Below are 12571 nucleotides of genomic sequence, written 5' to 3' on the forward strand. Positions count from 1 at the left end.
GACGCGGCCGTTCTCGTTCACGTTCACTCGACGCCGAGCAGCACCTCGACTGCGCGCGCGAGGAACGCGTCGACCGGACCCTCGGCGTAGGCGTTGCGGCCCTTGCGGCGGCGGAACGTCGCGGCCCGCACCTCCGCGGCCGACAGGGGCGTGCCCTTGTCGAAGTAGGCCACCAGGCGCTGGCACAGCTCGTCGACGTCGGCGGGCTCGTAGCCCTGGTGACGACCGTCGGGCGCGGCGAACCGGTCGCCGTCCGGGCGGCCGAGCCGGCCGTAGAGCGTGCGGGCCTGCTCGCTCAGGCGGTTCATCCACGCCTGCTGGCCCTGCGTCGCGATGTACTCCGCCCGCGAGCGTGCGACGAACGCGGCCTCGAGCCGGTCGAGCGCGGCGTCGACGGCCGCGGTGACGTACCCGCCGCGCACCATGTCGAACGCGACCCCGCGCACGTCCTTGCTGGCCAGGCCGCCGGCGGGACCCTGCTCGTAGACCGACCGGGCGTGCGAGAAGAAGTCGTCGACCTCGTCGGGGTCGTACCCCTGCTTCAGACCCGACACGGTCCGGAACATCCCGTCGCTCACTCGTCCTCCTCCGCTGCGAGCTGCCCGCAGGCGCCGTCGATCTCACTGCCGCGGGTGTCCCGGATGGTCGTCGGGATCCCGTGCGCACGCAAGCGTGCCACGAACTCCTGCTCGACCCGGGGATCGCTCGCCGTCCACTTCGAGCCCGGCGTGGGGTTCAGCGGGATCGGGTTGCAGTGCACCCAGCCGCGCCCGCGGGCGTTGAGCTTCTCGCCGAGCAGGTCGGCGCGCCAGGCGTGGTCGTTGATGTCCCGGATCAGCGCGTACTCGATCGAGACGCGCCGGCCGGTGATCTCGAAGTAGCGGTGCGCGGAGTCGAGCGCCTCGTCGACGCTCCACCGCGTGTTGACCGGCACGAGCTCGCTGCGGAGCTCGTCGTCGGGTGCGTGGAGCGACAGCGCGAGGGTCACCGGGATGCCCTCCTTGGCCAGCTTGTCCATCGCCGGGACCATGCCCACGGTCGAGACCGTGACGTTGCGCGCCGACATGCCGAGACCGTCCGGGGTGGGCGCGACGAGCCGGCGCACCGTCTCCATGACCGACTTGTAGTTGGCCAGCGGCTCACCCATGCCCATGAACACGACGTTCGACAGGCGCGTCGGACCGCCCGGCACCTCGCCGTCCGCCAGGGACCGGGCAGCCGCGCGCACCTGCTCGACGATCTCCGCCGTCGAGAGGTTGCGGGTCAGACCCAGCTGGCCCGTCGCGCAGAACGAGCACGCGAGCCCGCAGCCCGCCTGGCTGGACACGCACAGGGTCGTGCGGTTGGCGTAGCGCATGAGGACGGACTCGACCTTGGCGCCGTCGAACAGGTGCCACAGCGTCTTGACCGTCGTGCCCTGGTCCGCCGTCTGGGTGCGGTGGGCGGTCAGCAGCTGCGGGAACAGCCCCTCCACCAGCTTGTCGCGCGTGGCCTTCGGCAGGTCCGTCATCAGCGCGGGGTCGTTGGTCAGGTGGGTGAAGTAGTGCGTCGCCAGCTGCTTGGCGCGGAACGGCTTCTCCCCCAGGTCGGTCACCGCCTCGACGCGCTGCTCGGGCGTGAGGTCGACGAAGTGCTTGGGCGGCTTGCCACGGGGTCCCCGGCTGGGCGAGGACAGGTCGAGGCGCACGGGTGTACCGGTCATCGCGGTACCCCCTCTCAGATAGTTCAGGCGGGCTGGAGGAGGGTGAGGACGACGTACACGGCGGGCGCGGTGAGGACGAGAGAGTCGAGCCGGTCCAGGAGCCCGCCGTGGCCCGGCACCAGCCGGCCCATGTCCTTGAGCTCGAGGTCGCGCTTGAGCAGCGACTCGGCCAGGTCGCCGAGCGTCGCGGTGACGACGGTGGCCAGGCCGAGGACGACACCGACCAGGGGCTCGCCGCCGAAGGCGACCTGCACGCCCACCACGCCGACCACGCAGGCCAGCACGATGGAGCCGGCCAGGCCCTCCCAGGTCTTCTTCGGGCTCACGGACGGCGCGAGCGGGTGCCGGCCGAGCAGCACGCCGACCGTGTAGCCGCCGACGTCGCTGGCAACGCACAGGAGGATGAAGAGCATCACCCGGGACGCGCCGTCGGGCTCCGCGAGCATGAGCATGACGAACCCGCCGAGGAACGGCAGGTACGCGGCCGCGAACGCCCCGGCGGTGGCGTCGCGCAGGGCGGGCTGGCCGCTCCCGTCGAGCACGCGCCAGACGACGACGCCGCCGACCGTCAGCATGAACGCGACGAACAGGGCCTCCGGCCCCGCGGTGTACGCGGAGACCAGGATGCCGATCGCGCCGACGAGCAGCGGCAGCAGCGGCAGGTGGATGGCCCGGCGCGTGAACGCCTGCGCCAGCTCCCACAGCCCCGCGCACACCGCGAGCACGGCGACGACGGCGAACGCTTCCTTGCGGATGAACAGCGACGCGACCACCGCCACGAGCATGGCGACGCCGACGACGATCGCGACCGGCAGGTCACGACCAGGGCGGGGGGTCCGGGTGGCGGCGATGGCTGTCTGGCTCATCAGACCTCGAGGAGCTCGTTCTCCTTGGAGGAGAGCAGGTGGTCGATGAGGTCCACGTGCTTCTTCGTCAGGGCCTCGAGCTCCTTCTCGGCGCGACCGACCTCGTCCTCGCCGGCCTCGCCGTCCTTGACGATCCGGTCCAGCTCCTCCTTGGCGCGGCGGCGCACGTTGCGCACCGAGACGCGGGCGTCCTCGGCCTTGGTCTTGGCGAGCTTGACGAAGTCCTTGCGGCGCTCCTGCGTCAGGGCGGGCAGCACGATGCGGATGACGTTCCCGTCGTTCGTCGGGTTGACGCCGAGGTCGGAGTCGCGCAGCGCCTTCTCGATGGCGGCCGTCGACGACTTGTCGAACGGCGACACGAGGATGGTGCGCGCCTCGGTGACGTTGAAGGACGCGAGCTGCTGCAGGGGCGTCGGGCTGCCGTAGTAGTCGACGAACACCTTGGAGAACATCGCGGCGTTGGCGCGGCCGGTGCGGATCGTCGAGAAGTCCTCCTTGGCGACCTCGACGGCCTTGTCCATCTTCTCTTCAGCCTCGAAGAGGGTCTCGTCGATCACCGGAGCTCCTTCGTGCGAATGGTCGTGGGGGGGTCGTGCTGTGCTTCTCAGTTCGCCGTGATCAGCGTGCCGATCTTCTCACCCTGCAGTGCGCGCGTGACGTTGCCGGCCTCCTCGAGGCCGAACACGCGCATGCGCACGTCGTTGTCGCGGCACAGGCTGAGTGCCGATCCGTCCATCACGCCCAGGTCGTTGACCAGCGCGTCGGTGTAGGTCAGGTGGTCGAGCTTCACGGCGTCGGGGTCCGTCCGCGGGTCGGCCGAGTAGACGCCGTCCACGCCGTTCTTGCCCATCAGCACCTCGTGGCAGTGCGTCTCGAGGGCGCGCTGCACGCTGACCGTGTCCGTCGAGAAGTACGGCATCCCCGCGCCGGCGCCGAAGATCACGACGCGGCCCTTCTCCAGGTGCCGGATGGCCCGCAGCGGGATGTACGGCTCCGCCACCTGGCCCATCGCGATCGCGGTCTGCACGCGTGTGCTCACGCCGGCCTGCTCGAGGAAGTCCTGGAGCGCCAGGCAGTTCATCACCGTGCCGAGCATGCCCATGTAGTCGGCACGGGCACGGTCGAGGCCCCGCTGCGACAGCTCGGCGCCGCGGAAGAAGTTGCCACCGCCGACGACGATCGCCACCTGGACACCGGCCCGGACGGCGACCGCGATCTCGGCGGCGACGCGCTGCACGACGTCCGCCGCGAGGCCCACGTCACCGCCGCCGAACGTCTCGCCCGACAGCTTGAGCAGGACGCGGCGGTCCGGCACGGCCCCGCGCGTCGAGTCCGGGTCCAAGGTCACGGCGCCTCCACAAGAGTCGGATCGGGCTGGTGCGACGGCGGCCCCGACCCCGCAGGGCCGGGGCCACCGTCGATCACTTGAGGTCAGGCTCCCACGCGGTAACGCACGAAGCCCGTCAACGTGCCGCCGGCCTCGGCGAGGACCTGCGCGACCGTCTTCTTGTTGTCCTTGGCGAACGCCTGCTCGAGCAGGACGTTCTCCTTGAAGAAGCCGTTGAGGCGGCCCTCGATGATCTTCGGCAGCGCGGCCTCGGGCTTGCCCTCGTTGCGGGCCGTCTCCTCGGCGATGTGGCGCTCGTTCGCGACGACGTCGGCCGAGACCTCCTCGCGCGTGAGGTACGTGGGCGAGAACGCCGCGATGTGCGTCGCGATGTCCCGGGCCACGCCGGCGCCGGCCGCGTCGGTCGCGACGAGCACGCCGACCTGCGGGGGCAGGTCCTTGCTGACCTTGTGCAGGTAGACCTCGACGTGCTCGCCGGCCACGCGGGCCAGGCGGCGCACGACGACGCGCTCACCCAGGGTGGCGGCCGTCTCGTCGACGATCGTCTGCACGCTGGAGCCGTCGACCTCCGTGGCGAGCAGCGCGTCCGCGTCGCGCGCGGGGCTGTCGACCGCGGCCGCGAGGACGCGGTCCGCGAGGGCGACGAAGTTCGGGCTCTTCGCGACGAAGTCGGTCTCCGAGTTGATCTCGACCAGCACGCCGGTCTGACCCTCACCGTCGGCCGTCGGGCCGACGTGAGCGACGACGAGGCCGTCCGAGGCCGCGCGGCCCTCACGCTTGCCGACGCCCTTCAGGCCCTTGACCCGGATGAGCTCGAGCGCCTTGTCGGAGTCGCCCTCGGCCTCCTCGAGCGCCTTCTTGACGTCCATCATTCCGGCACCGGTCTTCTCGCGCAGCGCCTTGATGTCTGCGAGCGAGTAGTTCGCCATCAGTCGTGTCCGTTCCTCTTGAGTCGTGAGTTCGTGCGGGACCCGTGCGGGTCCGGTGACGTGCTGCAGTGCCGGTGGCCCGTCAGAGGGCCACCGGCACCGGCAGGATCACTTGGAGCCGGCGTCGCCCTCGGCGTCGGCCTCGGCGATCTCGGGGATCTCCTCGGCGACGACCTCGGGGGCGATCTCCTCGGCCACAGCCTCGGCCACGACCTCCTCGGCGATCTCCTCCGCGATGACCTCGGCCGCAGCCTCGGCCACGACCTCCTCGGCCACGACCTCAGCGACCTCCTCGGCGATCTCGGTCTTCGCCTCGGCGACGGCCTCGGTCGCGTCAGCGGCGACCTCGGTGCCCGCCAGGTCGGCCTCGGCGCCGGCGAGCAGCTCGCGCTCCCACTCGGCCAGCGGCTCGGCGTCGGCCTCGGTGCCCTCGGCGGCCGCGGTGCGACCCGAGTGACGCTTGAGCAGACCGTCGGCCGCGGCGTCCGCGATCACGCGGGTCAGCAGCTGCACGGCGCGGATCGCGTCGTCGTTGCCCGGGATCGGGTAGTCGACGACGTCGGGGTCGCAGTTGGTGTCGAGGATCGCGACGACCGGGATGCCGAGCTTGCGCGCCTCGTTGACGGCGAGGTGCTCCTTGTTCGTGTCGACGATCCACACGGCCGAGGGGACCTTGGCCATGTCGCGGATGCCGCCGAGCGTCTTCGCGAGCTTGTCCTTCTCGCGGCGCAGGACGAGCAGCTCCTTCTTCGTGAGGTTCGAGCCCGCCACGTCGTCGAAGTCGATCTGCTCGAGCTCCTTGAGGCGCTGGAGACGCTTGTGCACCGTGCTGAAGTTGGTGAGCATGCCACCGAGCCAGCGCTGGTTGACGTACGGCATGCCGACGCGGGCGGCCTGCTCGGCGACCGGCTCCTGCGCCTGCTTCTTCGTGCCGACGAAGAGGATGGTGCCGCCGTGCGCGACGGTCTGGCTCACGAAGTCGTAGGCGTTGTCGATGTACGACAGCGACTGCTGCAGGTCGACGATGTAGATGCCGTTGCGCTCGGTGAAGATGAAGCGCTTCATCTTGGGGTTCCAGCGGCGGGTCTGGTGCCCGAAGTGGACACCGCTCTCGAGCAGCTGGCGCATGGTCACGACGGCCATGGCACGTCCTTCCGGCGCGCACCGCAGGGTGCACGCGTCAAGGCGGACCCGTCTCGGGGCCCGCATCTCGGTTGTCGGCTCCGACCAGCTGGTCGGCGCCCCTGGCGTCATGTCGTCGTCCGCTCCGGACCCTGCCACTCGTGCAGGTTCTCGGACCGCTGCGGCGATCGACCCCGTCCTGGTGCTCGCCGGCGCTGTGGCCGTCGGGTCCCGGGTCAGGTGGATGACGCGCGAAGTCGACCGGTACGGACCGGTCGCACCAGAAGTTTAGCCGATGGCCGGGCCTGGTCCGCACCAGCGAACCTCCCACAGCCCCGGTGGCGGCGCGGCACGTCCACACGATCGACCCGAGCACCCCCGCGGGGCGCCCCCCGCCCGGAGGATCGCCGCCATGACGAGCACACCCGACACCTCCACCGACTCCCGGGCCGGCAACCGTCGGGTGCGACCGCGCGACGTCGCCGACGGGGCCCCGAGACGCCGTCGCACGGTGCGGTCAGGCGCCGTCACCGCGACGTCCGCCGCCCGTCCCGCGCACCCGCCCGCGAGGGAGCGACGACTGGTGCGCACAACCGCCGCCACCGCGCTCGGGGTGCTGGCGGTCGCGGTGCTCTCGGTCGCCGCGCTCGCGTCGGCCGGTTCGGCCGACGAGCCGCAGCCGCCGACGCCTGCGGGCACGTATCGCCTCCCGCTCGCCGGCCCCGCCGACGTCGCCCGGGGGTTCGAGCCACCCCCGCAGCCGTGGGCCGCCGGCCACCGCGGCGTCGACCTGCGCTCGGCACCCGGATCGCCGGCAGTCTCCCCCGTCGCCGGTGTCGTCACGTTCGCGGGTCCGGTGGCCGGGCGCGGCGTCGTCACCGTCACCGACGGGAACGGTCGGCGGTCGAGCGTCGAGCCCGTCCTCGCGTCGGTCCGGACGGGGGACGTCGTAGGCGCCGGGCAGGTCCTCGGCGTCGTGCTGGCCGAGGGTTCGCACTGCGCCCCCGCCACGTGCCTGCACTGGGGCGTGCGGGTGAGCGACGTCTACGTCGACCCGCTCGCGCTGCTTCCCGGCGCGGGCCCCGTGGTCCTGCTTCCGCTGGACGACGCGGGCCCGACGCGCGTCCCTCGGTGAAGGACGCGCCCGGGGAGTCAGACCCGCTCGGCCTCGAGGAGGCGCGTGCGGAGCCGGACCATCGCGGCGGTGTGCATCTGCGAGATGCGGGACTCGGTGACACCGAGCACCCGGCCGATCTCGGCGAGGGTCATGCCCTCGTAGTAGTAGAGGACGACGACGATGCGCTCGCGCTCGCCGAGACACTCGATCGCGCGGGCCAGCAGGAACTTCGTCTCCGCGGCCTCGACCGAGCCGGCCGGGTCGAGCGTGCGCTCGTCGCCCAGGGTGTCGCCGAGGGAGACGCCGCCGGGGCGGTCGTCGCCGCCGCCGAGCAGCTCGTCCAGCGCCGCCACGTTCACCGTGGACAGCTGGGAGTAGATGGCACGCAGGTCCTCGACGGGCATCTCGAGGTGACGGGCGACCTCGTCCTCGGTCGGGGTGCGGTGCAGCTTGGCCTCGAGCTCGGCGTAGGCGCGGTCGACGGAGCGGGCCTTGGTGCGGACCGAGCGCGGGACCCAGTCCATAGCGCGCAGCTCGTCGATGATCGCGCCGCGGATGCGGGACGACGCATAGGACTCGAACTTCACCGAGCGGTCGGTCTGGTACTTCTCGATGGCGTCGATCAGGCCGAACATGCCGTAGGAGACGAGGTCGGCCTGCTCGACGGTGCTGGGCAGCCGCATCCCGACCCGGCCGGCGACGGCCGACACGAGGGACGCGTAGTTCAGGATCAGGCCCTCACGCGCCCGGGGGGACTGCGTCGCCTTGTAGTCCTCCCACAGGGCGTCGACCTCCTCGACGGACCGGGTCGGCGCGACCGGACCACGGGGCGTCGGGACGCCGCGCGTGATCGGGACGGTCGGCGCGGCGACCTGCTCGCCGGCGGCGGGCCACGGCTGAGGGATGACTCCCTCGGGGGCCGTGCTCGTCATGCGGGTGCGCACCGGGAAGGCGGCGTCCAGCTGCGTCGTCATCGTCGACTCCATCTTGTGCGTCATGCTCGGGGGTGCGCTTGCTGGAAGGCGGACCGGAGGCGGTCAGCCGAGACGTGGGTGTAACGCTGCGTCGTGGCGAGGCTCGCGTGACCGAGGAGCTCCTGGACGCTGCGCAGGTCCGACCCACCCTCGAGGAGGTGGGTGGCGGCGGTGTGACGCAGCGCGTGCGGCGCCACGTCGTCGACGCCGGCGAGGGCGGCGGCCTGGTGGACGACCGTGCGCGCCTGGCGCTGGTCGAGACGCCCGCCGCGGAGGCCGAGCAGCAGGGCCGACGGCGACGTCGGCCCCGCCAGCTGCGGACGGCCACGCTCGAGCCAGGCGCTCAGGGCCGTCGCCGCGGGCTTGCCGAACGGGACGACGCGCTCCTTGTCGCCCTTGCCGACGACCCGCAGCGTCCGCTCGTGCACGTCCACGTCGTGCAGGTCCGCACCGCAGACCTCGCCGACCCGGACGCCCGTGGCGTACAGGAGCTCGAGGAGGGCCCAGTCGCGCAGCGCGACGGCGTCGCCCTCGGCGGCACGGTCGCGGGCCAGGTCGAGCATCTGGGTGACGGGCTCGACCCGCAGCACGGTCGGCAGCGGCGAGGCGCTGCGGGCGGTCGCGAGGCGCAGCGCGGGGTCCACCGGGACCCGGTGCGTGCGGGCGGCCCAGGCGAAGAACGTCCGGACTGCGGCACCACGCCGGGCGAGCGTGGCGCGGCTGCGGTGGGTCGTCGCCATCGAGGCGAGCCAGCCGCGCAGGACGCCGAGGTCGATCGCGTCGAGGGTGGCGCTGCCGTGCCGGGAGGCATATCCGAGCAGCAGGTCGACATCTCCGACATATGCGCGGTTGGTGTGCGCCGACAATCCGCGCTGAGCGGCGAGGTGCGCCGAGAAATCAGACAGCAGGCGCACACGATTCGGCGCCTCTGCAGTGATCTCGACCACGTCCATGTGAGTACGGTGACCTGAAACACAGCCGGGAACAAGCAGTGCTTTCACCTACCCGGCCTAACGCTGGGCGAATCCCGGTGCAATGTCCGATTCGCCGACCAAGAAATGCCCGGTTGCGCGATTTTTTCACCCGCAGATCACCTCACCCGCACCTTCTTCACGCGCTTCTCGGCGCGCCTTCTGGACAGGCCGCGGGCGTCATGGTGTGAGACGACTCACGGCGAGCCAGCCACCCGAGCGCCGGACGACCCACCCGTCGAGCTCCAGGAGGCCGAGCGACCCCCGCGCCTCGGACACGGAGACGCCCGCGACGCTCGCCACGCGCTCGAGGTCCGCCGGCACCCGCCGCGGCATGGCGTCGAGCACGCGCCGAGCGAGGGGGTCGAGGCCGTCGCGTGGCAGCGCCGCCCTCTCGTCGGCGGCGAGCTCGGCCGCGACCGCGGCGCCCAGGTCCGCGTCGCTCGACGCCGCCAGCTCCCGCACCTCGGCGGCGTCGGTCACGCAGACGGCGACACCCTCGCGCAGCAGCCGGTGGCAGCCCGCGGACGCCATCGACGTCACCGGTCCGGGCACGGCCCCGACCGGGCGCAGCAGCCGTGCCGCGTGGTGCGCGGTGCTCATGGCGCCCGACCGCCACGCCGCCTCGACCACGACGGTGGCCCGGCCGGCGGCGGCGATCAGTCTGTTTCGTTGCAGGAACCTGCTCTTGGTGGGCAGGCTCGTGGGCGGCACCTCCGAGGCCAGCGCTCCCCCGGCGGCCACGACGGACTCCAGCAGCCGCGCGTTGCCCGCCGGGTAGGCGCGGTCGACGCCGCCCGCGAGCACGACCAGGGTCGGACCGCCGCGGGCGACGGCACCGCGGTGCGCGGCGGCGTCGATGCCGTACGCGCCACCGGAGACCACGCACCCGCCGGCCGCCGTCACGCCGTCGGCGAGGTCGAACGCGACGCGCTCGCCGTAGGACGTGGCGGCCCGGGACCCGACGATCGAGATCGATCGCGCGCCGGCCGCGGCGACGTCGAGGTCGCCGCGTACCCAGAGGCAGAACGGAGCCTCGACGCCGAGGTCGTCCATCGCGACCGGCCACCGCGGGTCGCCCGGGACCAGCACCACGCCGCCGAGCCGGTCGAGGCGGTCGCGATCGCGGCGCGCGTCGCAGTCGGGCAGCCGCACCGCCCAGCGGGCCAGCGCCCGGCCGATCCTCGCGCGCTCCGCCGGCGAGAGCGGGCCGCGCGCGTCCTCGAGAGGACCCAGGTCAGGTCCGTGACCGGACTCGATAGCGGTCCGGACCCACCCGAGGGCCTCCGTCGCTCCCAGGAGGCCCACCAGGGCGCCCGCGACGACATCCCCGGGCTCCACCAGCGCACTCCAGGTGGTGCGTGCCAGCACGTCGGACTCCACGGCGCTCATACGCCCTGCCCGCGGGCGCGAGTGGTGCGCGCGAGCACGTCGGACTCCACGGCGCTCACGCGCCCCGCCCGCGGGCGCGAGTGGTGCGCGCGAGCACGTCGGACTCCACGGCGCTCACGCGCCCCGCCCGCGTGTGCGGCTGGTGCGCGAGCACGTCGGACGCCACGCCGCTCATGCGCCCTGCCCACGTGTGCGCAGCAGCAGCGCCTGCCCGACATCTGCCCGGCCGGGGGCCGGGCGCCCGGCCAGGTCGGCCAGCGTCCAGGCCACGCGCAGGACCCGGTCCACGCCGCGCAGGCTCAGGGTGCCGCGGTCGAGGGCACGGTCGAGGTCGGAGACGAGGGAGCGGTCGGGGCCGAGGCGGTCCCGGAGCCAGCCGCCCGGCACGTCCCCGTTGGTCCGCCACGGCGTGCCGGCGAGCCGGTCGACCTGCGCGGCGCGTGCGTCGGCGACCCGCGCGGCGACGGTCGTCGTGGACTCCCCCGCCACCGCGCCCGCCCGGGACGGGGCCAGCTCGACCTGGAGGTCCACGCGGTCCAGCAGGGGCCCGGAGAGCTTGCCGAAGTACCGGCGGCGCTGCTCTGCGCGGCACGTGCACGCGAGCCCCTTGCCGACCGCCTGCCCGCACGGGCACGGGTTGGCGGCCAGCACGAGCTGGAACCGGGCCGGGTAGCGGGCCGTGCCGGCCGCGCGGTGGAGCACGAGCTCGCCGTGCTCGAGCGGCTGCCGGAGGGTCTGCAGGACCGCGGTCGAGAACTCCGGGGCCTCGTCGAGGAAGAGGACTCCACGGTGCGCCCGGGAGGCGGCGCCGGGCCGGGGCATGCCGGAGCCGCCACCCACCACGCTCGCGGGCGTGGCCGTGTGGTGCGGGTCCTCGAACGGCGGCCGGCGCAGCAGGCCACCGCCGGGATCGAAGGCTCCGGCCACCGAGTGCACCGCGGTGACCTCCACCGCGTCCGCCTCCGTGAGGTCCGGCAGCAGCCCCGGCAGGCGCGCCGCCAGCATGGTCTTGCCGGTCCCGGGCGGCCCCACCATGAGCAGGTGGTGGCCGCCCGCCGCCGCGACCTCCAGGCAGGCGCGCGCGTCCTCCTGGCCGACGACGTCCGCAAGGTCGAGCCTCGCGGCGCGCTGCGGAGCGACGACCGGTTCGGCCGCGACCGGTGGCACCTCGGGCGCCTCGACGCTTGCACCGTAGCCGGCCGCCACCTGCGCGAGGCTCGCCGCGCCGACGACCTGCGCACCGGGGACCAACCGCGCCTCCGCGGCGTTCCCCTCGGCGACGACCACCCGGCACCACCCGGCCGCGACCGCCGCGGCAACCGCCGGCAGCACCCCGCGCACGGGCCGGAGCCGACCGTCCAGACCGAGCTCACCGAGGTGCACCACACCGTGCGTCACCGCGGGGTCGATCGCCTCCGCCCCGGCCAGCGTGGCGACCGCGATCGCCAGGTCGAACCCGGACCCGGACTTGGGCAGGGTGGCGGGCGACAGGTTGACGGTGATGCGCCGATTGGGCCACGGCAGCCCCGACGAGGTCACGGCGGCACGCACGCGGTCCCGGGACTCGGCCAGCGACGCGTCCGGCAGCCCGACCAGCGTGAAGGCGGGCAGGGAGGGTGCGAGATGGGCCTCGACCTCGACCACGTGCCCCGTCAGGCCGACCAGCGCGACGCCCAGAGTGCGTCCGAGGACCACTCAGACCACCCCCACGAGGTGGTCGACCTCGGCCGCACCGCGCGCGGGCAGCAGCACCGCGATGACGTCGACCCGCACCGACCGCGGGTGCACGTCGTGCGCGGCCAGCCACAGTGCCGCGAGCCGCCGCACCCGGGCGAGCTTGCGCGGCGTCACCGCCTCCGCAGGGTGCCCGAACGCGACAGACCGGCGGGTCTTGACCTCGACGACCACGAGCTCGTCACCGTCGAGCGCGACCAGGTCCAGCTCGCCCTCCCGGGTCCGCCAGTTGCGGTCGAGCACGTCCCACCCGCGGTCCCGGACGTGCGCCTCCGCCACGTCCTCGCCGTACCGCCCCACTGCGTCCTTCGCGCGCACCGGACCACCTCCGGGCAGGACGCTGCCAGCGGCCGGTCGGACCACCCGGGCACCCGGGCAGATCTGTGGGCGCGACCGCCAGCCGGTGGGCTGTGGGC

General features: G+C 73.3%; 13 protein-coding genes. 1 reads left to right on the plus strand and 12 read right to left on the minus strand.

Going from position 1 to position 12571, the window contains the following annotated elements:
* Positions 1–23: 23 nt before the first annotated feature.
* The 7 genes from AC1DT4_RS12290 to rpsB form a co-directional block, all read right to left on the minus strand.
* Entirely contained in the window at positions 24–578 is a 555-nt protein-coding gene (locus tag AC1DT4_RS12290; protein ID WP_477090077.1) for a DivIVA domain-containing protein, read from the minus strand.
* The gene (rlmN, locus tag AC1DT4_RS12295; protein WP_477090078.1) at positions 575–1702 is read right to left on the minus strand and encodes a dual-specificity RNA methyltransferase RlmN; all 1128 of its coding nucleotides are present in this window, start codon (positions 1700–1702) and stop codon (positions 575–577) included. Before rlmN ends, AC1DT4_RS12290 begins: the two co-directional genes overlap by 4 nt.
* Positions 1703–1725: 23 nt before the next feature.
* Complete coding sequence (locus AC1DT4_RS12300) at positions 1726–2568, minus strand: phosphatidate cytidylyltransferase (protein ID WP_477090079.1); 843 nt, start codon at positions 2566–2568, stop codon at positions 1726–1728.
* A complete protein-coding gene (gene frr, locus AC1DT4_RS12305) occupies positions 2568–3125 on the minus strand; it encodes a ribosome recycling factor (protein WP_477090080.1) in 558 nt (185 codons plus the stop codon). The genes AC1DT4_RS12300 and frr overlap by 1 nt, the downstream gene beginning before the upstream one ends.
* Positions 3126–3172: 47 nt before the next feature.
* Positions 3173–3916 carry a UMP kinase gene (gene pyrH / locus AC1DT4_RS12310; RefSeq protein WP_477090081.1) on the minus strand — a complete coding sequence of 248 codons (744 nt, stop codon included), beginning with the start codon at positions 3914–3916 and terminating at the stop codon, positions 3173–3175.
* A gap of 83 nt (positions 3917–3999) precedes the next feature.
* Positions 4000–4845, minus strand: coding sequence for a translation elongation factor Ts (gene tsf, locus AC1DT4_RS12315; RefSeq protein WP_477090082.1), 846 nt, complete (start codon positions 4843–4845; stop codon positions 4000–4002).
* Between the two features lie 108 nt (positions 4846–4953).
* On the minus strand, positions 4954–5988 hold the full coding sequence (rpsB, locus tag AC1DT4_RS12320) for a 30S ribosomal protein S2 (protein ID WP_477090083.1): 1035 nt from the start codon (positions 5986–5988) through the stop codon (positions 4954–4956).
* Between the two features lie 562 nt (positions 5989–6550).
* Between rpsB and AC1DT4_RS12325 the strand changes: the two genes are divergently transcribed.
* Complete coding sequence (locus AC1DT4_RS12325) at positions 6551–7102, plus strand: murein hydrolase activator EnvC family protein (RefSeq protein ID WP_477090084.1); 552 nt, start codon at positions 6551–6553, stop codon at positions 7100–7102.
* 17 nt (positions 7103–7119) lie between these two features.
* On the opposite strand, the gene whiG is transcribed toward AC1DT4_RS12325, so the two are convergent.
* The 5 genes from whiG to AC1DT4_RS12350 form a co-directional block, all read right to left on the minus strand.
* The gene (whiG, locus tag AC1DT4_RS12330; RefSeq protein WP_477090085.1) at positions 7120–8058 is read right to left on the minus strand and encodes an RNA polymerase sigma factor WhiG; all 939 of its coding nucleotides are present in this window, start codon (positions 8056–8058) and stop codon (positions 7120–7122) included.
* 20 nt (positions 8059–8078) lie between these two features.
* Positions 8079–9011 (minus strand): tyrosine recombinase XerC, encoded by a 933-nt coding sequence (locus AC1DT4_RS12335; protein WP_477090086.1) that lies wholly within the window; start codon positions 9009–9011, stop codon positions 8079–8081.
* Positions 9012–9209: 198 nt separating this feature from the next.
* Positions 9210–10421, minus strand: a complete 1212-nt coding sequence (gene dprA, locus AC1DT4_RS12340) for a DNA-processing protein DprA (protein ID WP_477090087.1) — start codon at positions 10419–10421, stop codon at positions 9210–9212.
* Positions 10422–10592: 171 nt separating this feature from the next.
* Positions 10593–12116: a YifB family Mg chelatase-like AAA ATPase gene (locus tag AC1DT4_RS12345; RefSeq protein WP_477090088.1), complete on the minus strand. Its 1524-nt coding sequence runs from the start codon at positions 12114–12116 to the stop codon at positions 10593–10595.
* Positions 12117–12473 carry a YraN family protein gene (locus AC1DT4_RS12350; protein ID WP_477090089.1) on the minus strand — a complete coding sequence of 119 codons (357 nt, stop codon included), beginning with the start codon at positions 12471–12473 and terminating at the stop codon, positions 12117–12119. It abuts the gene before it with no gap.
* Between the last annotated feature and the right edge of the window lie 98 nt (positions 12474–12571).

It is taken from the genome of Cellulomonas sp. P4_D11 (genome assembly GCF_056401915.1).

Bases quoted from the DNA above. Each gene is read 5' to 3' on its own strand.
- rlmN (WP_477090078.1), bottom strand. From the start codon at position 1,702: ATGACCGGTACACCCGTGCGCCTCGACCTGTCCTCGCCCAGCCGGGGA.
- AC1DT4_RS12300 (WP_477090079.1), bottom strand. From the start codon at position 2,568: ATGAGCCAGACAGCCATCGCCGCCACCCGGACCCCCCGCCCTGGTCGT.
- tsf (WP_477090082.1), bottom strand. From the start codon at position 4,845: ATGGCGAACTACTCGCTCGCAGACATCAAGGCGCTGCGCGAGAAGACC.
- rpsB (WP_477090083.1), bottom strand. From the start codon at position 5,988: ATGGCCGTCGTGACCATGCGCCAGCTGCTCGAGAGCGGTGTCCACTTC.
- whiG (WP_477090085.1), bottom strand. From the start codon at position 8,058: ATGACGACGCAGCTGGACGCCGCCTTCCCGGTGCGCACCCGCATGACG.
- AC1DT4_RS12335 (WP_477090086.1), bottom strand. From the start codon at position 9,011: ATGGACGTGGTCGAGATCACTGCAGAGGCGCCGAATCGTGTGCGCCTG.
- dprA (WP_477090087.1), bottom strand. From the start codon at position 10,421: ATGAGCGCCGTGGAGTCCGACGTGCTGGCACGCACCACCTGGAGTGCG.